Source organism: Allobosea sp. 67-29 (genome assembly GCF_001898115.1).
GTDB lineage: Bacteria > Pseudomonadota > Alphaproteobacteria > Rhizobiales > Beijerinckiaceae > Allobosea.
In genome coordinates, this window is sequence record NZ_MKSQ01000005.1 from 497120 (window position 1) to 518106 (window position 20987).

The window sequence follows — 20987 nt, forward strand, 5'->3', positions numbered from 1 at the left end:
ATAAAGATGTCTTTATATGGACTGGTCGAGCAGCGATCCGCGATGCACGCGGAAGCTGGACGATGCCGTCGGCGGGCTTGTCTGCTAGCCTCCGGCGACCGACAGGGAGATTCGCGTGACCACATCCGCCTCGCCGCCAATCCGCCGCGCCATGGTGCTTGCGGCCGGGCTCGGCCAGCGCATGCGCCCGATCACCGACACGCTGCCGAAGCCGCTGGTGAAGATCGGCGGGCGGAGCATGCTGGATCATATGCTCGACCGGCTGGCGGATGCCGGCGTCGAGGAGGCGGTGGTCAACGTCCATCACCTTGCCGGTCAGGTCGAGACCCATCTTGCCGGCCGGCTGCGCCCGCACATCACTGTCTCCGACGAACGCGCCGAGCTGCTCGAGACCGGAGGCGGCGTGAAGAAGGCGCTGCCCCTGCTGGGGACGGCGCCGTTCTTCCACACCAATTCCGATGCGCTCTGGAGCGAGACCGGCAAGCCGGCCTTGCCGGCCATGGCGCAGCGCTGGGAGCCGGAGCGCATGGATATCCTGCTTCTGCTCGCGGATATGGAGACCAGTCTCGGCTTCGACGGTGCCGGCGACTTCTTTTGCGACGGCGATGGCCGCCTGGCGCGCCGCGGTGCGGCTGCGCGCGCGCCCTGGGCCTATGCCGGCGTCGCCATCCTGAAGCCCGGGCTCTTCGCGGATACGCCCGAGGGGCCGTTCTCGCTCAACCTGCTCTTCGACCGTGCCATCGCGCAGGGGCGGCTCTTCGGCGAGGTGCTGGAAGGGCGCTGGCTGCATGTCGGCACGCCCGAGGCGATCGCCCCGGCCGAGGCCGCGCTCGCCGCCGCACAGCCGGTCCATGCCTGAGCTCAACCTGTTCAGCATTCCGGCCGGCGCGCCCTTCCTGGAAGTGCTGGCGCAGGCGATGCTGGATGGCCGCTTCGGTCCGGTCCATGACCCGGCCGATCCTGCCGCCATGGCCCGCGCCACCCTTTATCTGCCGACGCGCCGCGCCGCTCGCGCCTTCACCGCGATTCTGGCGGACAGGCTCGGCGGCAAGCCGTTGCTGCTGCCGCGCATCGTCCCGCTCGGCGATGTCGACGAGGCCGAGACCGCTCTGATCGGTTCCGGCGCCTGGGCAGGCGAGCGTGTCGTGCCGATCGAGCCGCTGGCGCGGCGCATGCTGCTGACCCGGCTGGTCGATGCCTGGGGCCGCAGCGCCAATCGCAGCCATCTCCGCCTCGATCCGTCGGAGCCCTCGCTGGTGCCGGCGACGCTCGCCGAGGCCTATGGGCTCGCGGGCGACCTCGCCGCATTGCTCGACCAGATGCAGACCGAGCGCGTCCCGGTCGAAAGGCTGGGCCACCTCGATGCGGTGCGCTTCGACAAGGTCTGGCAGCTCAATGCCGGCTTCCTCGGCATTCTCGGCGAGGCCTGGCCGCAGATCCTCGCCGATCTCGGCGCCTGCGATCCCGCCGCCTTCCGCAATCGCATGCTGGCGGCCGAGCGCGAGCGCCTGCTCGCCGACGGGGCGAGGGGGCCGATCATCGCCGCCGGCTCGACCGGCACGGTGCCGGCCACCGCGGAATTGCTCGCGGCCATCGCCCGCCTGCCGAACGGGGCGGTGGTGCTGCCCGGCATCGACCTTGCCCTGCCGGAGCGAGCCTGGGCCGCGATCAAGGACGAGCCCGCTCCCTCGCATCCGCAGGCGGCCCTGCACCACCTGCTGGAGGTGCTGCAGGCGACGCGCGACGATGTGCGCGAGCTCGCCGCGCCGGATGCGCCGCGCACGGCCCGCGCCGACCTCGCCCGCGAGGCGATGCTGCCGGCCTCCGTCACCGAGCTCTGGTCGGATCTCGGCCAGCGCGTGCCGCACGCGGCCGCCGAGACCGCCTTCGCCGGTCTGCGCATCGTCGAGGCGGCCGATGAGCGCGAGGAGGCCCTGCTCGTCGCTCTGGCGCTGCGCGAGGCGCTGGAGCAGCCCGGCCACCACGCCGCGCTGGTGACGCCGGACCGCGGCCTCGCGGAGCGCGTCGCGGTCGAGCTCAGGCGCTGGGATGTCGAGGTCGACGATTCCGCCGGCCTGCCGCTCGGCCGCTGGCCGGCCGGCTCGCTGCTGCGATTGATCCTGGAAGCCGCATTGGCGCGGATGACGCCGACGACGCTGGTGCCGCTGCTCGCTCATCCCCTCTGCCGGCTGGAGTTGAGCCGCGAAGCGCTGGCGCGCGGTGCGTCGGCGTTGGAAATCGGCGTCTGGCGCGGCAATGCGGTCGGGAAAGGGCTCGCCGGCCTGCATGTCGCGCTCGATCAGTGGGACGCGCTGCGCGAAGGGCGGCATGTGCCCGGCCCGCGCGAGCGCCTGACGAGCGAGGATCGCGCCGCTGCGGTGGAATTGCTGCGCGCCATCGAGCGGGCGAGCGCCTCCTTGCTCGAAGCGCTCTTCCTCGAAAAGCCGTCGCTGGCGGCGGTCGTGGCGGCGGCGCGCGCCGCGGTCACTGCGTTCAGCGCGGGCGAAGCCGGCCAGCCGCTCGCCTTCGTCGGGCCTGACGGCGAGGCGCTGTCGGGCCTGTTCGACGAATTGGCCGCAGCGGAAGCCGTGATGCCGCCCGGTGGCCGGGCGCAGGATTTCGTCGCGATCCTCGACGGCTTGCTCGGCGAGCGCGCCGTGACGCGCAAGGTGCCCGGCCATCCGCGCGTCGCGATCTGGGGGCTCCTCGAAGCGCGCCTGCTCGAAGCCGACCACATCGTGCTCGGTGGCCTCAACGAAACCGTCTGGCCGCCGCAGACCACGACCGATTCCTTCATCAACCGGCCGATGCGCGCCGAGCTTGGCCTGACGCCGCCGGAGCGGCGCATCGGCCAGACCGCGCATGATTTCGTCCAGGCGCTGATGGCGCGCTCGGTCACGCTGACCCGTCCGCGCAAGGCCGGCGAGGCGGAGACCATCGCCTCGCGCTTCTGGCAGCGCCTGCAGGCGGTGACGCCGGCGCCGGTCTGGCAGGGGGCGTTGGTGAAAGGCGAGAAGCTGCGTAGCCTCGCCGCTTTGCTCAGCGCTCCCGCCGCTGCGAAGCCGGTGGGGCGCCCGGCGCCGCGCCCGCCGCGCGATCTACAGCCGCTCTCGCTCAGCGTCACCGAGGTCGAGACGCTCTATCGCGATCCCTACCAGATCCATGCCCGCAAGATCCTCGGGCTCGATGCGCTCGACGACCTGATCGAGGACCCGAGCGCGCAGGATCGCGGCAAGCTGCTGCACGGCATCGTCGAGGGCTTCACCAGAACCTATCCCGAGCAGTTGCCCGCCGATGCGCTGGCGCAGGTCGTCGCCATCGGCAACCGCCTGTTCCACGACTATGACGACGTGCCGGAGGTGCGCGCCTTCTGGTGGCCGCGCTTCCTGCTGACGGCAGGCCATTTCATTCGCTGGGAGGAGCGCCGCCGCGGCGACATCGCCCGCATCGGCGTCGAGCTCGGCACCGGCGCGAGCTTCAGGCTGGCCGATGGCAGCGAGTTCCGCCTGCACGGCCGCGCCGACCGCATCGAGCTGACCCGAGAGCCCAGCCTGCGCATCGTCGATTTCAAGACCGGCGCGCCGCCGAGCAAGGCGCAGGTCGAGAAAGGCTTCGCCCCTCAGCTCACGCTCGAAGCCGAACTCGCCGCCCGCTCCGGCTTCAAGGGGCTCGCCGGGCCGACGCCGGTCTCAAGCCTGCTTTACATGAAATTGCATCACGATCCGAAGGGCTGGGCCAAGGACAAACCGCTCGACTTCGACGGCGAGCCGCTGGCCGATGTAGCTGCCCGCCATCTCGACAACCTGCTCAAGCATCTCGACGCACTGCGTTCCGGCCGCGAGCCCTACGTCTCGCGCCGCGCCCCCGACTACATCCGCTACGCCAGCCCCTACGACCATCTCGCCCGGGTCAAGGAATGGTCGGCCGCTCCCGGTGGCGGCGACGAGGGAGGCGAGCCGTGAAGCCGGGCTGGATCGTCCCGCCGCTGACCAATCAGCGCCAGGCGTTGGCCGCCGACCCCGGCCTCTCCGCCTGGGTCTCGGCCAACGCTGGCTCGGGCAAGACCCATGTGCTGGTCAACCGCGTGCTGAGGCTCCTGCTGGACGGCGTCCCGCCCGGCCGGATGCTCTGCATCACCTATACCAAGGCGGCCGCCGCCAACATGGCGAACCGCATCTTCAAGGCGCTCGGCAACTGGGCGACGCTCGACGCCGAGAGCCTGCGCCGCGCGTTGACGCAACTGACCGGCCGGGCGCCGACCCTGGCCGAGCAGGCGAAGGCCCGCCGCCTTTTCGCGGAATCGCTCGAGACGCCGGGCGGCCTCAGGATCGAGACGATCCACGCCTTCTGCACGCGCGTACTGCAGGCTGCCCCGTTCGAGGCCAATGTGCCGCCGCGCTTCGAGGTCGCGGACGATCTGGCCCAGGCCGAGATGCTGCGCGAGGCGCGGCGTGAACTGCTCGCTCTCGTCGCCGCCGACCCGCAAGGTGCCGAAGCCAGGGCGCTCGACTTGCTGGCAAGGCTGGCGGCGCAGGATTCCTTCGAGACCATGGTGCAGGAGGCGCTGCGCCAGCGCGCCCTGTTCAGCGACGAGAACGGTCGCGCCCGTGATGCCGAAGGAATGCGCGCCGGTATCGCCGCCTTCCTCGGCATCGCGCCCGATCTCGACGCCGGCACGGTCAAGGCCGCTTTTCGCGCCGAGCTGGCGGCGCTTCCCGGTCTTTCCGGGCTGATCGAGACGCTCGGCGCCGGCAGCACGACGCGCCAGACCTGCGCTGCCAATCTCCGCGCGCTGCTGGCGGGGCAGGACGATGGCGACCCGGTCGCCTTCTGCCGCCGCGGCCTGATCACCGCTGAGGGCACGGTCAACGCCAACATTCGCGGCAAGGGGAAATCCGAGCTGGACGGTGCGCCGCTCGCCGCCCTGGAGGCGCTTGCGGCACTGGTGCTGGCTGCGGGCGAGCGGCTGAATGCCGTCGCCATTCGTGATCGCAGCGCAGCGCTGGCGCTGCTGGTGACGCGGATGCTCGCCTCCTATCAGCGCCAGAAGAGCCTGCGCTCGCTGCTCGACTATGACGACTTGATCGCGCGCACACGCTCGCTGCTGGAGCGGGTCGAGGCGGCCTGGGTGCTTTACAAGCTCGACGCCGGCATCGACCACATCCTGCTCGACGAGGCGCAGGACACCGGCGAGGCGCAATGGGCGATCCTGCGCAAGCTCGCCGAGGAGTTCACCAGCGGCGGCGATCTCCGCGTGAAGCCGCGCACCATCTTCGTCGTCGGCGACGAGAAGCAGTCGATCTACGGGTTTCAAGGAGCGGCACCGGCCGCGTTCGGCGAGGAGCGACGCGCGCTCGCCCAGCGGATCGAGGCGGCTGAACTCGCCTTCGAGGCGATCAGCCTCAACACCTCCTTCCGCTCGGCGCCGGACATCATGCAGGCGGTCGATGCCGTCTTCGCCCTGCGCGAGCACGCACGCGGCCTCGTCTTCGACGGCGCGCCGCGGCCGGAGACGCACGATACGGTCCGCCGCAGCGTGCCCGGCACGGTCGACCTCTGGCCGCTGGCCGCCAACGATACCGGCGAGCCGCCCGATGCCTGGACCACGCCGGTCGACGCGCCCGAGCGCCGCAGCGGCACGATCAAGCTCGCCGGACGCATCGCGGCGACCCTGCAGCGTTGGCATCGCGATCGCCGCGACGATCGCGGCAACCCCTTCGCGGCCGGCGACGTCATGATCCTGCTGCGCCAGCGCGGCGCGCTGTTCGAGGCGATCGTCAAGGCACTGAAGGACGCCGGTGTCCCCGTCGCAGGCCGCGACCGCCTGACGCTCGCCGAGCATCCGGCTGTGGAGGATCTCGTCGTGCTCGGCCGGGCACTCCTGCTGCCCGACGACGACCTGACGCTGGCGACGGCGCTCAAGACGCCGCTGATCGACTTCGACGATGACGACCTCCTGCGCCTCGCGCCCGGCCGCAGCGGCTCGCTGCGCGCGGCCTTGCAGGAGGCGGCGGAAGGCGAGCCGCGCTATGCCGCCGCCGAGGCGAAACTCGTGCATTGGACGCGCGAAGCGGGGCGTTGCGGGCCGTTCCGCTTCTTCGCCGACCTGCTCGGCCCCGGCGGCGGGCGCAACCTCGCCCTGGCGCGGCTCGGCGCCGAGGCGGGCGACGCGCTCGACGCCTTCCTCAATGCCGCGCTCGAGCATGAGCGGCGCTACGGCCCCTCGCTCGCTGGCTTCCTCCAGCACGTCACCGGCAGCGCGACCGATGTGAAGCGCGACCTTTCGGCCAGCGCCGGCGAGGTCCGCGTCATGACCGTCCACGGCTCGAAGGGGCTCGAGGCGAAGATCGTCATCCTCGCCGATCTCGGCCCCGAGCCGGGTGCGAAACGCCTGCCCAAGATCCTCGCCGTGCCGGCTCCCAGAGGCGAGATCGTGCCGATCTGGCCACCGGCCAGCGCCGAGGACACGGCGGCGACGGCTGGCGCCAAGGCAAAGGTCGTCGAGCAGATGGTCGAGGAGCATCACCGGCTGCTCTACGTCGCCATGACCCGGGCCGAGGACCGGCTGATCATCTGCGCGGCGCAGCCCAAGGGCGAGGCGCCGCAGGGCAGCTGGTACGCGATGATCGCAGAGGGGCTTGCCGCCTCCGAAGCCGGCTTGCAGGAGATCGGGGAGGGCGAGGCGGCGATCCTGCGCTTCAGCGTGACGCCGCCTGCGCCGCCCGCCGAGAGCAAGCCGACACTCGCAGACGCGGCGAAACCCGTGGCGCCCGCCTGGCTCGCCCGCCCCGTCCCGCGCGAGGCCGAGCCGCTGCCGCCGCTGAAGCCCTCGGGTGCGCTCGCCGCCGCCGATGGCGAGGAGCGGCCGGGCGATGGGCCGTTCCTCGCCGAGGCGGCGGCGGCCGGCCGGCTCGCGCATCTCCTGCTGCAGATCCTGCCCGAGGTGCCCGTGGAGCGCCGTGCCGGGACGGCGCTGGCCCTGGTCGCGGCTCGTGGGGGTGCCCTGCCGCAGGCCCGGCGGCAGGAGATCGCGGCGAAGGTGACTGCCTTGCTGCATGCGCCGGAGCTGGCCGGGCTGTTCGCCGGCGATTCGCTGGCCGAGACGCCGGTATCGGGAACCGTCCGGCTGCCGGACGGCACGGTGCGCACCATCTCCGGGCGGATCGACCGGCTCGCGATCACGCCGGGGGCCGTCATCGTCGCCGATTTCAAGACCACGGCGCGCCCGCCTGTCGGCCTCGACGCGGTTCCGATGGCGACGATGGCGCAGCTTGCCGCCTACGCCGCGCTGCTGCGCGACATCTATCCCGGACGTAGCATCAGGGCCCTGCTGGTCTACACGGCGAACCTGGCCTGTCTGGAGATCGGGGCCGACCGGCTTGCAGCCGCGCTGGCGGCCCTGGCCGGTCGCGCGCCCGGCGCCGGCGCGGCGGAACTAGGATAGGCTCGATCATGCGAATCCTGCCCTCCCTGATGCTGCGCCCCCGGTTGCTGGTGGCGCTGGCCGCCGGTGTGGGAGCGGCGGCGCTGCTCCCAGGCGATTGGCGTTGGGCGACGCGGCTCCTGCTCGCATGGGACGCCGGCGCGATCCTCTACCTCGCGCTGCTGGTGTCGACGATGTTCACGGAGACGGTCGACCAGATCAGGGCGCGGGCCGAGCGGCAGGACGAGGGAGCGCTGGCGATCCTCGTCATCGCCTGCCTGGCGGTGAGCGCGAGCCTGATCGCGATCGTGGTCCAGCTGGTCGGGCTGGGGAATATCCCGGCTGCCGAGCGGGGTGCCCATCTCGGGCTCGGAGGCTTCACGATCCTGTGCTCGTGGACGCTGCTGCACGCCTTCTTCACGCTGCACTACGCCGGCATCTACTATCGCGCCGGAAAGGTCGACCGCTGCCTCGATTTTCCGGGCAAATCCGATCCGGACTACATCGATTTCCTGTATTTCTCCTACACGATCGGCTGCACGTCGCAGACATCCGACATCGCCGTGACGACGCGCCACGCGCGCGGCATCGTCCTGCTCCATTCGATTCTGACCTTCGTCTTCAACACCTCGATCCTGGCCATGGCGATCAATGTCGGCGCGAGCCTGGTGTCGGGCGGGCAATAGGCGGCGCGCGCGGCTCGTCCCTGCGGCGGCCGCGCCTTGACCGGAAGGGCGGGCGTTCATAGCTTCGCTGGCGAAGGGTGGCCCCGGCCTCCCGCTGTAACCGAAAGGCGGCCAGTCATGGCGACGAACAAGGTAACCGACCAGAGCTTCGAGGCCGACGTCCTGAAGTCCTCCGAGCCGGTCGTTGTGGACTTCTGGGCGGAATGGTGCGGCCCTTGCCGCATGATCGGCCCGGCGCTTGAGGAGATCGCGACCGAGCTCCAGGGCAAGGTCAAGATCGTGAAGATGAACGTCGACGAGAATCAGCAGATCCCGGCCCAGTTCGGCATCCGCTCGATTCCGACCCTGATGCTGTTCAAGGACGGCAAGCTTGCCTCCCAGAAGGTTGGCGCCGCCCCCAAGAGCGATCTTTCGCGCTGGATTTCGGCGGCCGTCTGATTCGCAGCCGGCCGGGAACGAAAAAGGCCCGCCCCTGTCGGAGGGGCGGGCCTCGCCGTTTCAGGGCCAGGAGCTTCTTCAGGGCCAGGACTTCGCCTCAGCCCCGGCTGTTCTTGTCGATCGCGAACGCGCCCGCGCCGGCGAAGACGAGATAGAGGAAGACGAAGCAGTAGAGGATCGCGGCGTCGCCGCCGTTCAGCGCCGGATAGAGGCTCCTGGGCGCATGGGCCATCCAGTAGGCGAAGGCCATCTGGCCGCACAGGATGAAGGCGACGATCCGGGTCTGGAAGCCGACGAGCAGCAGCAGGCCGCCGACGAATTCGAGCACGCCGGCGAACCAGTAGAGCGTGAAGGCCGCCGGCAGGGCGCCGCCGGCGGGCGGTGCCGGAAAGCCGAACAGCTTCTGGGTGCCGTGCAGGATGAAGATCAGCGCGGTGACGATGCGCAGCAGCCCGAGACAATAGGGCGCGTAGCGATTGAGCGAGTTCATCGGTATCCTCTGTCGAAGCAGTGAGCGGGTTTTGAACGGTCCTGCGCGTTTCCTGCCGGCTTTTAGGCAGGGCTCTCGACTTTGCGCAATATCCCGATGGACGTGATTTCTGCTTGCGCTTTTGCAAATTTGATCACGTTCGCGCGACGGTTGTGTTATTCGTGCCGCAGCGCACGCTTTACGAACCCTTAAAAGCGCCATGTTTGAATCCTGTTACACCTGATCGCTTGATGGGCGGGATTTCGGCCGAACGGGACAGGATGAACGACCGGTTTTCACGAGGCGAGCGGCGCGAGCCCTCCTTTGGCTACGAGCGCGGCGAGAGCCGCGATGACGGTGACATGCGCCTTTCTCCCGACGATCGTCCGACCCGCTTCCAGAGGGCCGCGGCTCCGGCGGAACCGGAGCGGCAACTGCGCAACCCGCCGCGCCGCGACAAGCGCCCGGCCGGCGGCGGCGGTGGCGGCGGCAAGAAGCGGGGGCGCCGACGGCGACGCTCGCTCTTCGGCGGGCTGATCTACTGGAGCATGGTTCTCGGTCTGTGGTGCGTCATCGGCGTCGGCGGCGTCGTGGCTTACTACGCCTCGCAGCTGCCGCCCATCGACCAGCTGACCGTGCCGCGCCGGCCGCCCAATATCGCGATCCTGGCGGCTGATGGCTCGCTGCTTGCCAACCGGGGCGAGACCGGCGGGCGCACCATCACGCTCGGCGAGGTGCCGCCTTATCTGCCGAAGGCCTTCGTCGCCATCGAGGACAGGCGTTTCTACGACCATTTCGGCGTCGATCCGGTCGGCATCACCCGCGCCGTCGTCAACAATCTGCGCGGCCATGGCGGCATGCAGGGCGGCTCGACCCTGACCCAGCAGCTCGCCAAGAACCTGTTCCTGACGCAGGAGCGCACGGCCGCCCGCAAGATCCAGGAAGCGATCCTGGCGCTCTGGCTGGAACGCACCTACACCAAGGACCAGATCCTCGAGCTCTATCTCAACCGCGTCTATTTCGGCTCGGGCGCCTATGGCGTCGAGGCGGCGGCGCAGCGCTACTTCAACAAGTCGGCGCGCTCGGTGACGATCGCGGAGGCGGCGATGCTGGCGGGCCTCGTCCAGGCGCCGTCGCGGCTGGCGCCCAACCGCAATCCCGACCTCGCCGAGAAGCGGGCGAAGCTGGTGATCGCCGCGATGGCCGACCAGGGCTTCATCTCGCAGGAGGCAGCCAAGACCGCGATGACGGCCCCGGCCGAGGTGCCCGAGCGCACGGGCGCGGGCTCCGTGAACTACGCCGCCGACTACGTCATGGACGTGCTCGACGACTTCATCGGCGCCGTCGACGGCGACGTCACCGTGCTGACGACGATCGACACGAAGCTGCAGAGCTCGGCCGAGACCATCCTGGTCGATGCGCTTTCTGCCCAGGGGACCAAGCTGCACGCCTCGCAGGGCGCGGTGGTCTCGCTGGCGCCGGACGGGGCCATCCGCGCCCTGATCGGCGGGCGGGACTATACCAAGAGCCAGTTCAACCGCGCCACCGCGGCCCGCCGCCAGCCCGGCTCCTCCTTCAAGCCCTTCGTCTATCTGACGGCGATGGAGAAGGGGCTCACGCCGGACACGATCCGCGACGACGCGCCCTTCTCGATCAAGGGCTGGGAGCCGGAGAACTATTCGCGCACCTATCGCGGCCCGGTGACGCTGCGAACCGCGATGCAGCATTCGCTCAACACCATCGCGGCGCGGCTGATCCAGGAAGTGACCCCGCGCGAGGTCGTGCGCACGGCGCAGCGCCTGGGCATCACCTCCGCGATCCAGCCGAACCTGTCGCTGGCGCTCGGCACCTCGGAGGTGACGCCGCTCGAGATGACGGCCGCCTATGCCACCTTCGCCAATGGCGGCCAGTCGGTGCTTCCCTATGTCATCCGCGAGGTCCGGCAGACCAACGGCAAGGTCGTCTACGCCCGCAAGGCCAACAATCTCGGCACGGTCATCCAGCCGCAACCGCTGGCGATGATGGACACGCTGTTCAACGCGGTGATGAACGGCGGCACCGGCAGCAAGTTCAACATTCCCGGCTGGGAGGTCGGCGGCAAATCGGGCACGACGCAGGACTACCGCGACGCCTGGTTCGTCGGCTTCACCGCCCGGCTGGTCACGGCCGTCTGGGTCGGCAATGACGACAATTCGCCGATGCGGCGCGTCACCGGCAGCGGCCTGCCCGGCGAGATCTGGGGCAAGTACATGAAGCTCGCCCATGCCGGCGCCCAGCCGATGCCGTTGCCCGGCGGCTTCTGGCAGGGCGCGCCGACGCCGGTCGAGGCGCCGGTCGCCCAGGCCGGGCCGCCGCAGGGCGTTCCGCAGCAGGCGCCGCTCGGCGGCGACCGGGCCTGGGTGCCGCCGCAGCCGCAGGAAAAGAACTTCTTCGAGCGCCTCTTCGGCGGCTGATGCCGGCTTCCGGCCGTCAGCTCCTGCCGGTCCGCTCCCTGGCGGCGCGGACCGGGCCGCTGAGCTTGAACAGCAGAAAGGCGGCGATCCCCAAAGCCGACATCACCAGCGGCAGCGGCAGCGCCGAGCTCTTCAGGAGATGGCCGACCAGCAGCCCGACGCAGGCCGAAAGCAGCATCTGGCAGAGCCCGTTGAAGGACGACGCCGCCCCGGCGCGATCCGGGAACGGCATCATCGCCGAGGCCTGGGCCTGCGGCATGGTCAACCCGACGCCGCAGGCATAGACGGCCCAGGACAGCGCGACGCCGGGCGCACCGCCCGCCCCGGTCGCGACGGCGCCGAGCATCATCAGCCCCCCGAGCGCGAGGCAGAGCACGCCGAGCGCGATCACCCCGTCCATGCCGCGCGGCCCGACCAGGCGCTGCGCCAGGATGGTCCCTCCGATATAGCCGCTGACGCCGAAGGCGAAGGCGAAGCCGTATTGCACCGGCGAGAGCCCGTAGACGCCGGTCAGCACGAAGGACGAGCCCGAGATGAAGGCGAAGAGCCCGGCATAGGCCAGCGCCGTCAGCCCGACATAGACGCGGAAGGCGCGGTTCTGCAGCAGCGAGCCGAAGCCGCGGAAGATCGCGAGCGGCGAGAGCGGCTGCGGCGAGCGCCGGCGCAGCGTCTCCGGCATCACCCCGACGATCACGGCGGCGAGGGCCAGCGCGAAGAGGAGCGAGGCGATGAAGGTCGATCGCCAGCCGAAGGCGACCTGCAGCACGCCGCCGATCACCGGTGCGACCGCCGGCACCAGCCCCATGATCATGCCCATCCGGGCCAGCTCCTTGCCGGCGCGCGGCCCGTCGTAGAGGTCGCGAACCATGGCCCGCCCGAGCACGATCGGCCCGGAGGCGCCGAGGGCCTGCAGCGCCCGCGCCGCGGTCAACGCCTCGATCGAGGGTGAGGCCGCGCAGGCGAGCGTCGCGACGGCGAAGAGGCCCAGCCCGGCTAGCAGGACGGGCTTGCGCCCCAGCTTGTCGGAGAGCGGGCCCCACAGGATCTGGCCGGCGGCGAAGCCGAAGAGGAAGGAGGACAGCGTCGCCTGCGCACCGGCGACGTCCGTGTCCATGACGTGGACGATCTCCGGAAGCGAAGGCAGGTAGAAGTCGGTCGAGAGCGGGCCCAGCGCCGTCAGCATGGCGAGGACGGCCGTCATCGCCAGCGTATCGGGACGAAGCTTCATCGGGGGCCTCCGGCACGCGGCCGGGTGGCGGGCCGCGTGCCCCTGCTACGACGCCGGCCGGTCATCCGGCAATGGGGAGGATGCGGCCGCTAGGCCGGCCTGCTCTTGCTCACCTCGTCCGGCGAGAGGCCGACGAGCTCGGCATAGCGCGCCGGGTCCGTGGCGCCCTCGGTGTTGACCAGGAGAACCCGCGACCGATCGTCGAGCCTAAGCGCCGCGCGTGCCTCCGGCGAACGCAGCGCCGCCAGCAGTCCCGCCAGCCCTGCCGCACCGCTTTCGCCGGCGACGATCGCGGGATCGCTTCCGACCGGGCGGGCGAGCCGGTTCATCGCTTCGACGGCGTCGGAATCGGCTGCCGTGAGGAAGGCGTCGGCGGCGCGATAGAGCACGCGCAGCGCCAGCGGCGAGGGGTCGTAGCATTCGAGCATCGCCATCACGGTCGGCGCGCCATGGGCGATCTTCACCGGTCGGCCCTGCCGCGCGGCTGCGAAGATGCAGGCGGCGAGTTCCGGCTCGACGACGGTGAAGAACGGGCGGTCCGCACCGAACCGCGTCTGCATCTGCGCCGCCAGCGCCGCGGCGATGCCGCCGACCCCGGCCTGCACGAAGACATGGGTCGGTCGCTCCGGAAGCTGGGCGAAGGCTTCCTGCGCGATCGCCGTGTAGCCCTGCATCACCAGTCCGGGGATTCGCTCGTAGCCCTCCCACGAGGTGTCGGATACCACGGTCCAGCCTTTCGAGCCGGCGACCCGGGCGGCCTCGACGATCGAATCGTCATAGGTGCCGGCGACCCGCACCATCTCGGCGCCGAAGCGCGCGATCGCGGCGACGCGCTCGTCGCTGACGCCGCCATGGACGAAGACGACGGAGCGGGCGCCGACGAGTTGCGCGCCCTGGGCGACCGAGCGGCCATGGTTGCCGTCGGTGGCGCAGGCGAAGGTCATGCCCGCCGCGATCGCCCGCACGGCGGCATCGTCGATCTCGCCGTCGTCCAGTGTCCGGCCGAGCCTCGCCGCCGCCTCTTCCAGGACCAGCCGGATCACGGCATAGGCGCCGCCCAGCGCCTTGAAGCTGCCGAGGCCGAGACGCTGGCCCTCGTCCTTGATCGAGAGACCGCCGATCCCAAGCGCGCCGGCCAGGCCCGGCAGCGCGTGAAGCGGGGTCGGCGCATGGCCGGGCCGCCGGGCGAGGTGACGGGCGATCGCCGCCGCCCCAGCCGGGCCGAGCGTCGCGGCATCGGCGGGGTCGAGATCGCGCCCGTAGTCGCGATGGGTATTGAGCAGCAGCATGGTCGCCTCGTCAGCGTGCGGGACGACGAATGGATATTGCAATCCAGGCGAGGATTGCGCTGAGATTGGGCAGGGTAGACGAAAATTTGTTTCGCGGAGCGAGCGCTATGGAGCGGGATGTCCAACTCGATGCTTTCGACCGGGCGATCCTGGCCATCCTGCAGCAGGACAATACGACGCCGCAGCGGGTGATCGGCGAACGGGTCAACCTGTCGGCGCCGGCCGTGCAGCGGCGCATTCGCCGGATGGAGGCGCGCGGCGTCATCCGGGCCAATGTCGCGGTGGTCGATCCGGCGGCGCTCGGCCATCCGATCACGCTTTTCGTCGAGATCGAGCTGGTCAGCGAGACGGCTGTTGAGATCGACGCGGCCAAGACCGCCTTCCTCGCCGCGCCGGAGGTGCAGCAATGCTACTACGTCACCGGCGAAGTCGATTTCATGCTGGTCGTGCTGGTGCCGAGCATGGCCGGCTACGAGGCGCTGACGCGCCGGCTCTTCTTCGCCAATCCCAACATCCGCAAATTTCGTTCCTTCGTCGCCATGGACCGGGTCAAGACGGGGCTGGCGGTGCCGATCTGAACGCTAGCGGGCCAACGTCGCCCGCAGGTCCTTGACCTGCCCGGCCGTCACCGGCGGGGCGGCGTTGCCCCAGCTGTTGCGGACATAGGTCAGCACGTTGGCGACATCGCTGTCGCTGAGGTTCCAGCCGAAGGACGGCATGGCCGGCGTCGTCGGCTTGGCGGTGGTGCCCGCGGCCTGGCTGCCTTCCAGCACCACCCGGATCAGCGAGGTCGGGTCGCTGCTGTTGACGACCGGGGCCTTGGCGAGCGTCGGGAACAGCGAGGCCTGGCCCTGGCCGGTCGAGACATGGCAGGCGGAGCAGCGGTCGAGATAGATCGCCTTGCCGGCGCTCAGCGCAGGGTCGTTGGCCGCGAGCGGGGCGGGCACCGCCGCACCGTCGCCCTTGACGTCCTTGAGATAGGTCGCAACCGCCTTGAGGTCGGCATCGTCCCACAGGCTGGTCGAATGGCTGACGGCCTCCGCCATCGGCCCGGACGCGATCTCGAAGCGGTTCGCGCCGGTCTTGAGATAGGCCACGACGTCGTCGATCGACCAGCTTCCGATGCCTTTGTGGGTGTCGCTCGTGATGTTCGGCGCGTACCAGCTCTGCAGATTGCCGCCGCGCAGCGCCTCGTCGCCCTTGTCCGCGCCCGTCAGGCTTTTCGGGGTGTGGCAGGTGCCGCAATGGCCGGCGCCGTTGACGAGATAGGCGCCGCGGTTCCATTCCGCCGTCTTGTTCGGATCGGGTCGGAACTCCCTGGGCGAGAAATTGAGCCAGTTCCAGCCCAGCATCGACAGGCGGATGCTGAACGGAAACGGGAGCTGGTTGGAGACGACGCGGTTCGACACCGGCTCGACCTTCTGGAAATAGGCCCAGAGATCGGCCACGTCGGAGTCCTTCATCGACGCATAGGCCGGGTAGGGCATGGCCGGATAGAGCCGCTTGCCGTCCTTGCCGATGCCGGTCTTCACCGCGCTGCGGAAATCCTCGTAGGTCCAGGAGCCGATGCCGGTTTCGGGGTCCGGCGTGATGTTGGAGGGTACCAGGGCGCCGAACGGCGTCTGCAGCGGCGCGCCGCCGGCGAAGGGCTTGCCGCCCGGCTTGGTGTGGCAGGCGGCGCAGTCGGCCAGGATCGCCTGGTAGCGGCCGGCATTGATGCGGTCGAACAGGTCGGAGGCGAAACCTTGCGTCGCGAAGATGGCCGAGGCCGCGAGGCCGGCGAGGAGCGCTGCCGTCTTCATGCTTCCACCAGCTTGCCGGGGTTCTTGAGATAGTGGTTGCGGATGGCGTCGGCGGCCCAGAAGGCGAGTGCTCCGACCGGGCCGGTCGGGTTCTTGCCGGCGTTCTGCGGAAAGGCGGAGGCGCCGATGACGAAGACGTTGGGCACGTCCCAGCTCTGCAGGTGGCGGTTGACGGCGCTGGTCTTCGGATCCGTGCCCATGATCGCGCCGCCGGTATTGTGCGTGCTCTGGTAAGGCACCGAGTTCCAGCCCTTGCGCAGCTTGGCGACGACGGACTGCTTGCCGCCGAGCGCATTGGCGATTTCCTGCATCCGGTCGCTGATCCAGTTCGACATGCGGACGTCGTTGTCGGGGAAGTCGAAGGTGACACGCAGCAGCGGCCGTCCGAAGCGGTCCTTGTAGGTCGGGTCCAGGTCGAGATAATTGCCGCGCGTCGCGTAGGACGAGCCCTGCGACGAGAAGGTCAGGGTGTTGTTGTAATACTGCTTGGTCGCCTTCTTCCAGGCCGCGCCCCAGCGCGGCGTGCCCGGCGGCACCGGCCGGTACTGGATCGGCCGCCCGTTCGTCGGGATACAGTTGAGCCCGGCGCCGCCGACGAAGTCCAGCGGGCCGTGGTCGAAGGCGTCGCCGTTGTAGTCGTCCACCGTCTGGCCGAGCGCGCCAGCCGCGATGAACGGGTTCATGTGCTTGCCTTCGAAGAAGACCTGCGTTCCCGCATTGGTCTGGTAGCAGTAGTTGCGCCCGACCACGCCTTCGCCGCTCGACGGATCATAGGGCTTGCCGATGCCGGAGAGCAGCATCAGCCGGACGTTGAACAGCCCGTAGGCGTTGAGCAGGACGAGGTCCGCCGGCTGCTCGAAGGCCTCGCCGTTGACATCGACGTAGGTGACGCCGGTCGCGGTCTTGCCGTCCGCGGACAGGTTGATCTTCAAAACCTCGCATTCGGTGCGCGCCTCGAAGTTCGACTTGCGCATCAGCACCGGCAGCACGGTCGTATGCGCGCTCGACTTCGAGTAGTTGGCGCAGCCGAAGCGTTCGCAGAAGCCGCAGGCGGTGCACTGGCCCATGGCGATGCCCAGCGGGTTCACATAAGGACCGGAGAGGTTGGCCGAGGGCGTCGGGAACGGGTGGAGCCCCTTGGAGCGCGCCGCTTCCGCGAACAGCGTCGGCGCATAGGTCATCTGCATCGGCGGCAGCGGGTAGTCGCGCTTGCGCGGCCCTTCGAACGGGTTGCCGCCCTGCTGGATCGCGCCGTTGAGGTTGCCCGCCTTGCCGGAGATGCCGCAGAGATATTCGAAGCGGTCGAAGGCGCTCTCCATCTCGTCATAGGTGACGCCCCAGTCCTGGATCTGGAGGTCGGAGATCCGCTCGGCGCCGTAGCGCTCGGTCAGGTGCGTCTTCAGCACGAAGTCGCTGGGAAAGAAGCGCCAGGTATGGCCGTTCCAGTGCGTGCCGGCGCCGCCGACGCCGGTGCCGGGCAGGAAGGAGCCGTAATCGCGCATCGGCAGCGCCGTCTGCGAGACGTTGTTGCGCATCGTCATCGCTTCCTGCGCCGGCTGCAGGAACAGGTCTTTGCGCACCGCGTAGCGCAGCTCGTCCGGCGCGTAGGCGAGGTTGAAATCGGTGGCGGTGTCGCGCCAGGGGCCGCGTTCGATCGCGACGACGTCGAGGCCGGCATCGGTCAGCTCATGCGCCAGGATCGAGCCGGTCCAGCCGAGCCCGACGATGACGACATCCTTGCGGGGCAGTTTGCGTGCCATCTGTGTCTGCTCCCGGCCTTACTTGTCGCCCGTCTTCCATTCCGGCCGCCCGGCGATCGACAGGGGCGGCAGGGGGAAGGGCTTGTTGTGAGCCGTGACATAGTCGCGGTAATCGTAGCGGGCGCCGGGGAAGCCGATGAACTTCCAGCCGGCCATGTCCTTGTTGCCGCCATAGATCGGGTCGGCGAAGAAGCCTTCCATCGTGTTCTGCAGCACCAGGTTGAAGAAGCCGGCGGCCGGCTTGTACTCGACCTTTCCGGCCTCGAAATCCTGCAGGACCTTGTCCTGCTCCGCCGGCGCGAGCTCGAAGAAGGCCTTGCCGCCGAGCGTGGCGCGGGCGTGCTTGTTCAGGGCGGCGAGGCCCTCGCGGTAGCGGCCGGCCGGCGTCGCGCTGCCCTGATAGCCCTGGGTGGGGAGTCCGGCGGCGAAGGGACCTTGCATGTACAGCCGATCGGACGAGCCGTAGCTGCCGGCGAGCTGGCGGTCGATGAAGCTGGCGCAGCCCGCTTCCTTGCCGCCGATGCTGAGTTCGTCGGCCGGAATCAACCGGTCGACCACGGCCTCGACGGTCCGGGCTTCCTCGGGAGTGAACACGTACCAGCGTCCGCCCGGAGGCGGGTCCGGTGGCAGGGCGGCGAAGGGCTTCCACGGCAGTGCGCCGGCATACTCGGCGGCGCGTGCGCCGGGCGCCGAGGCGATCAGCAGCATCATGCCCGTCGAGGACAGGAACCGGCGCCGGCTGAGGAAGGATGACGGCATGAAGGGCCTCGCTGCGCTGGCCCGCCACACAGAGCCTCAGGCCGTAACGGCGAAACTTCACCTTGGAATCATGACAATCAATGCGGCATTGAGCGCGGCAGTCATGCTTGAGGAGCATGGAACCGGATAACTTTTGCGAAACATGCCCCGTGCGAACATGCCCCCGGCATCTGCGACGGGCTTGCCCTTGTTCTCGCCATCGCGATATGCGACCGCCGGCCAACGCAAACCTCCTGCCTGACGGGCCCACGCCTTGATCACCGTCAAAGCTCCCGCTCCCGACGCGTCCCCCGCCGACACGCAGCAGGGCCTGCGCGCCTTCATCCGCTCCAGCGAGATCGGCATCGTCGTTCTCGCCTCGGCGATCGGGGTGCTGGCCGGCATCGTCGTGGTCGCCATGTCGGTAGCGACGCAGTTCATGCACGAACTGGTCTTCGGCATCGACAGTGGCCAGCGCCTCTCGGTCGTGACCGGGATTCCGCCCCTGCGTGCCATTGCCGGGCCCGTGCTCGGTGGCCTGGCGGTCGGCTTCGTCTCCTGGTTCTTCTTCCGCCGGCGCAGCCAGCCCGTCGACCCGATCGAGGCGAATGCGCTGCACGGCGGGCGCATGTCGATGCGCGACAGCATCATCGTCGCCCTGCAGACCATCGGTTCGAGCGGCTCCGGTGCCTCCGTCGGCCTCGAAGCCGGCTACACACAGGCGGCCAGCGGGCTCGCCTCACATATCGGCCGGCGCCTGCGGCTGCGCCGCGCGGATATGCGGCTGATCGTCGGCTGTGCGGCGGGCGGCGCGATCGGCGCGGCGTTCGATGCGCCCCTGACGGGCGCCTTCTACGCCTTCGAACTCATTCTCGGCAGCTACTCCATCGCGGTCTTCGTGCCCGTCATGGCGGCCACCTTCATGGCGACCGTGACGCACGATCTGCTGGCGCCCGCGCTGCTGTCGGTCGAGGTGCCGGCGATCGGGACGATCACGATCTCGGATCTGCCGCTCGTCGTGCTGCTCGGCTCCGCCTGCGGCCTCGTCGGCATCGTCGTCATGCGCGCCGCCGCCTTCGTCGAGGCCGGGTTCCGGCGCTCGCGGATCCCGGCCTATCTGCGCCCGGCCTTCGGCGGGCTGGTGGTCGGCGGCCTCGCAATCTGGATCCCGTCGGTCTTCTCGGCCGGGCACGGCGCGATCAACCTCTACCTCGGCATGGACACGAGTCTCGGCCTGCTGGCGGTCGTGCTCGTCGCCAAGGCGCTGGCTTCCTCGGTCTCGATCGGCTCCGGCTTCCGCGGCGGCCTGTTCTTCGCCTCGCTGCTGCTCGGCGTCTTGACCGGGCGCCTTTTCATCGGCCTTCTCACGCCGTTCTTTCCCAATCTCGTCGGCCACGAGACGCTGTTCGCGCTGGTCGGCATGAGCTCGCTCGCGGTCTCGATCGTCGGAGGGCCGATGACGATGGCGCTGCTGGCGCTGGAGATGACGGGCAACCTCAAGCTCACCCTGGCGGTGATGGGTGCGGCCGGCGCCGCCTCGCTTGTGACGCGCCGGCTCTTCGGCTTCTCCTTCGCCACCTGGCGCTTCCACCTGCGCGGCGAGAGCATCCGCGGCGCCTATGACGTCGGCTGGATCCGCGATCTGACGGCCGGCAGCATGATGCGCCTGGAAGTGCCGAAGATCGAGGCCGACGCCCCGATCGCCGAGGCCCGGCTGAAATATCCGCCGGGATCGACCAATTATCTCGTCGCCGTCGGGCCCAACGAGGCCTATGCCGGCATGGTGCCGCCGGGTGCGCTCTACGAGCCCGATCCGGGACTCGACGAGCAGGCGGTGGCCGAGCCCGCGCCGCGCACGGTGCGGCATCTGTTGCGCAACGCCGACAAGATGCTGCTGTCGAACATGTCGGTGCGCGACACGCTCAAGCTCTTCGACGAAGCCGAGAGCGAGGCTTTGCCCGTCGTCGCCGACCGCGAGAGCCGGCGCCTCGTCGGCATCCTCAGCGAGGCGCATGCGATCAAGCGCTACAGCGAGGAAGTCAGCCGGCGCAACCGGGAACTGACCGGCGAATAGCGTCGCGCTTCGGCCTACGCCGCGCGCAGGGGCACGCTGGCGACCACCCGCCATTCCGCGATCGGGATGTCCTGACCCGAGGTCACCACGCCGATCCGCTCGAAGCGGATGTGGCGGCCGGCGAACTGCGCGTTGACCTCCGCGATCGCCGCCGCCTTCGCCACGGGCTCGACCGGGCCGTAGAGCAGCGACACATGCGGCATGAAGCTCCCCAGCCCCTCGGGATCGAGCGTCCGTTTCAGTGCCGCCAGCGACGGCGATACGGCGAAGCGCGCGTAGAAGGACCGGAAGAAGGTTTCGCCACCTTCGATCAGCGCCACCGGTTCGGCGAAGGCCGCAACCGTCCCGGCCGCAGCTTCCGCGGCGCGCGCGAGCTCGGCGGGCGGCATCGTCGTGTCACCTTGCAATGTCAGATGAGGCGTGAAGGGGGGCGTGCCGAAGCGCTGCGACAAGGCGCCGACCAGCGATGCCAGCATCGCCTCGTCGGCAGGCGAGGCCATGAGCCAGAGAGAATGGATCTGCTGTGTCATCTGAGTTTCATAAAGCTCTTGCATAGACTGCGCCCCGTACGTAATGTTTATTTCAATAATGCCAGACAATGGAAGGAAAATTCCATTTCCTGGCAAC

At 69.6% G+C, this 20987-nt stretch carries 16 protein-coding genes; 8 read left to right on the plus strand and 8 right to left on the minus strand.

Translation table 11 applies throughout. The features are described from left to right. Positions 1–115: 115 nt before the first annotated feature. The 5 genes from BGO20_RS02890 to trxA all read left to right on the plus strand — a co-directional run bounded on the left by BGO20_RS02890 (position 116) and on the right by trxA (position 8547). A complete protein-coding gene (locus BGO20_RS02890) occupies positions 116–859 on the plus strand; it encodes a nucleotidyltransferase family protein (RefSeq protein WP_465245984.1) in 744 nt (247 codons plus the stop codon). Beyond that, positions 852–3962 (plus strand): double-strand break repair protein AddB, encoded by a 3111-nt coding sequence (addB, locus tag BGO20_RS02895; protein WP_291663260.1) that lies wholly within the window; start codon positions 852–854, stop codon positions 3960–3962. The genes BGO20_RS02890 and addB overlap by 8 nt, the downstream gene beginning before the upstream one ends. Next, positions 3959–7444: a double-strand break repair helicase AddA gene (gene addA, locus BGO20_RS02900; RefSeq protein WP_291663262.1), complete on the plus strand. Its 3486-nt coding sequence runs from the start codon at positions 3959–3961 to the stop codon at positions 7442–7444. Before addB ends, addA begins: the two co-directional genes overlap by 4 nt. 8 nt (positions 7445–7452) lie before the next feature. Then, positions 7453–8109, plus strand: a complete 657-nt coding sequence (locus BGO20_RS02905) for a DUF1345 domain-containing protein (RefSeq protein WP_291663264.1) — start codon at positions 7453–7455, stop codon at positions 8107–8109. A gap of 117 nt (positions 8110–8226) precedes the next feature. Then, positions 8227–8547: a thioredoxin gene (gene trxA / locus BGO20_RS02910; protein ID WP_089177311.1), complete on the plus strand. Its 321-nt coding sequence runs from the start codon at positions 8227–8229 to the stop codon at positions 8545–8547. Between the two features lie 97 nt (positions 8548–8644). Here trxA and BGO20_RS02915 read toward each other — a convergent pair whose 3' ends face one another. Further along, positions 8645–9037, minus strand: a complete 393-nt coding sequence (locus BGO20_RS02915) for a DoxX family protein (RefSeq protein ID WP_291663267.1) — start codon at positions 9035–9037, stop codon at positions 8645–8647. 260 nt (positions 9038–9297) lie between these two features. Here BGO20_RS02915 and BGO20_RS02920 point away from each other — a divergent pair, with 260 nt between their 5' ends. After that, positions 9298–11469, plus strand: coding sequence for a transglycosylase domain-containing protein (locus tag BGO20_RS02920; protein WP_291663269.1), 2172 nt, complete (start codon positions 9298–9300; stop codon positions 11467–11469). A 16-nt stretch (positions 11470–11485) separates the two neighbouring features. Here the strand turns inward: BGO20_RS02920 and BGO20_RS02925 are convergent, their stop codons facing one another. Next, positions 11486–12697: a multidrug effflux MFS transporter gene (locus BGO20_RS02925; protein WP_291663271.1), complete on the minus strand. Its 1212-nt coding sequence runs from the start codon at positions 12695–12697 to the stop codon at positions 11486–11488. A gap of 89 nt (positions 12698–12786) precedes the next feature. Next, complete coding sequence (locus BGO20_RS02930; RefSeq protein ID WP_291663273.1) at positions 12787–13986, minus strand: diaminopropionate ammonia-lyase; 1200 nt, start codon at positions 13984–13986, stop codon at positions 12787–12789. Between the two features lie 107 nt (positions 13987–14093). Between BGO20_RS02930 and BGO20_RS02935 the strand changes: the two genes are divergently transcribed. Beyond that, the gene (locus BGO20_RS02935) at positions 14094–14564 is read left to right on the plus strand and encodes an Lrp/AsnC family transcriptional regulator (RefSeq protein WP_291663275.1); all 471 of its coding nucleotides are present in this window, start codon (positions 14094–14096) and stop codon (positions 14562–14564) included. 3 nt (positions 14565–14567) lie between these two features. Here BGO20_RS02935 and BGO20_RS02940 read toward each other — a convergent pair whose 3' ends face one another. Genes BGO20_RS02940 through BGO20_RS02955 form a run of 4 tightly spaced genes read right to left on the minus strand, consistent with a single transcriptional unit; the run spans position 14568 to position 18574 of the window. Next, on the minus strand, positions 14568–15788 hold the full coding sequence (locus BGO20_RS02940) for a c-type cytochrome (RefSeq protein ID WP_291663277.1): 1221 nt from the start codon (positions 15786–15788) through the stop codon (positions 14568–14570). Further along, the gene (locus BGO20_RS02945) at positions 15785–17548 is read right to left on the minus strand and encodes a GMC family oxidoreductase (protein ID WP_291663279.1); all 1764 of its coding nucleotides are present in this window, start codon (positions 17546–17548) and stop codon (positions 15785–15787) included. The genes BGO20_RS02940 and BGO20_RS02945 overlap by 4 nt, the downstream gene beginning before the upstream one ends. Positions 17549–17566: 18 nt before the next feature. Further along, complete coding sequence (locus tag BGO20_RS02950; protein ID WP_291663282.1) at positions 17567–18307, minus strand: gluconate 2-dehydrogenase subunit 3 family protein; 741 nt, start codon at positions 18305–18307, stop codon at positions 17567–17569. Between the two features lie 57 nt (positions 18308–18364). Further along, positions 18365–18574, minus strand: a complete 210-nt coding sequence (locus BGO20_RS02955; RefSeq protein WP_291663284.1) for a hypothetical protein — start codon at positions 18572–18574, stop codon at positions 18365–18367. Here BGO20_RS02955 and BGO20_RS02960 point away from each other — a divergent pair. Further along, on the plus strand, positions 18561–20360 hold the full coding sequence (locus tag BGO20_RS02960; protein WP_291663286.1) for a chloride channel protein: 1800 nt from the start codon (positions 18561–18563) through the stop codon (positions 20358–20360). The genes BGO20_RS02955 and BGO20_RS02960 overlap by 14 nt on opposite strands. 14 nt (positions 20361–20374) lie before the next feature. Here the strand turns inward: BGO20_RS02960 and BGO20_RS02965 are convergent, their stop codons facing one another. Then, entirely contained in the window at positions 20375–20890 is a 516-nt protein-coding gene (locus BGO20_RS02965; RefSeq protein ID WP_291663287.1) for a hypothetical protein, read from the minus strand. Between the last annotated feature and the right edge of the window lie 97 nt (positions 20891–20987).

Bases quoted from the DNA above. Each gene is read 5' to 3' on its own strand.
- addB (WP_291663260.1), top strand. From the start codon at position 852: ATGCCTGAGCTCAACCTGTTCAGCATTCCGGCCGGCGCGCCCTTCCTG.
- BGO20_RS02905 (WP_291663264.1), top strand. From the start codon at position 7,453: ATGCGAATCCTGCCCTCCCTGATGCTGCGCCCCCGGTTGCTGGTGGCG.
- trxA (WP_089177311.1), top strand. From the start codon at position 8,227: ATGGCGACGAACAAGGTAACCGACCAGAGCTTCGAGGCCGACGTCCTG.
- BGO20_RS02915 (WP_291663267.1), bottom strand. From the start codon at position 9,037: ATGAACTCGCTCAATCGCTACGCGCCCTATTGTCTCGGGCTGCTGCGC.
- BGO20_RS02920 (WP_291663269.1), top strand. From the start codon at position 9,298: ATGAACGACCGGTTTTCACGAGGCGAGCGGCGCGAGCCCTCCTTTGGC.
- BGO20_RS02925 (WP_291663271.1), bottom strand. From the start codon at position 12,697: ATGAAGCTTCGTCCCGATACGCTGGCGATGACGGCCGTCCTCGCCATG.
- BGO20_RS02930 (WP_291663273.1), bottom strand. From the start codon at position 13,986: ATGCTGCTGCTCAATACCCATCGCGACTACGGGCGCGATCTCGACCCC.
- BGO20_RS02935 (WP_291663275.1), top strand. From the start codon at position 14,094: ATGGAGCGGGATGTCCAACTCGATGCTTTCGACCGGGCGATCCTGGCC.
- BGO20_RS02940 (WP_291663277.1), bottom strand. From the start codon at position 15,788: ATGAAGACGGCAGCGCTCCTCGCCGGCCTCGCGGCCTCGGCCATCTTC.
- BGO20_RS02945 (WP_291663279.1), bottom strand. From the start codon at position 17,548: ATGGCACGCAAACTGCCCCGCAAGGATGTCGTCATCGTCGGGCTCGGC.
- BGO20_RS02950 (WP_291663282.1), bottom strand. From the start codon at position 18,307: ATGCCGTCATCCTTCCTCAGCCGGCGCCGGTTCCTGTCCTCGACGGGC.
- BGO20_RS02965 (WP_291663287.1), bottom strand. From the start codon at position 20,890: ATGACACAGCAGATCCATTCTCTCTGGCTCATGGCCTCGCCTGCCGAC.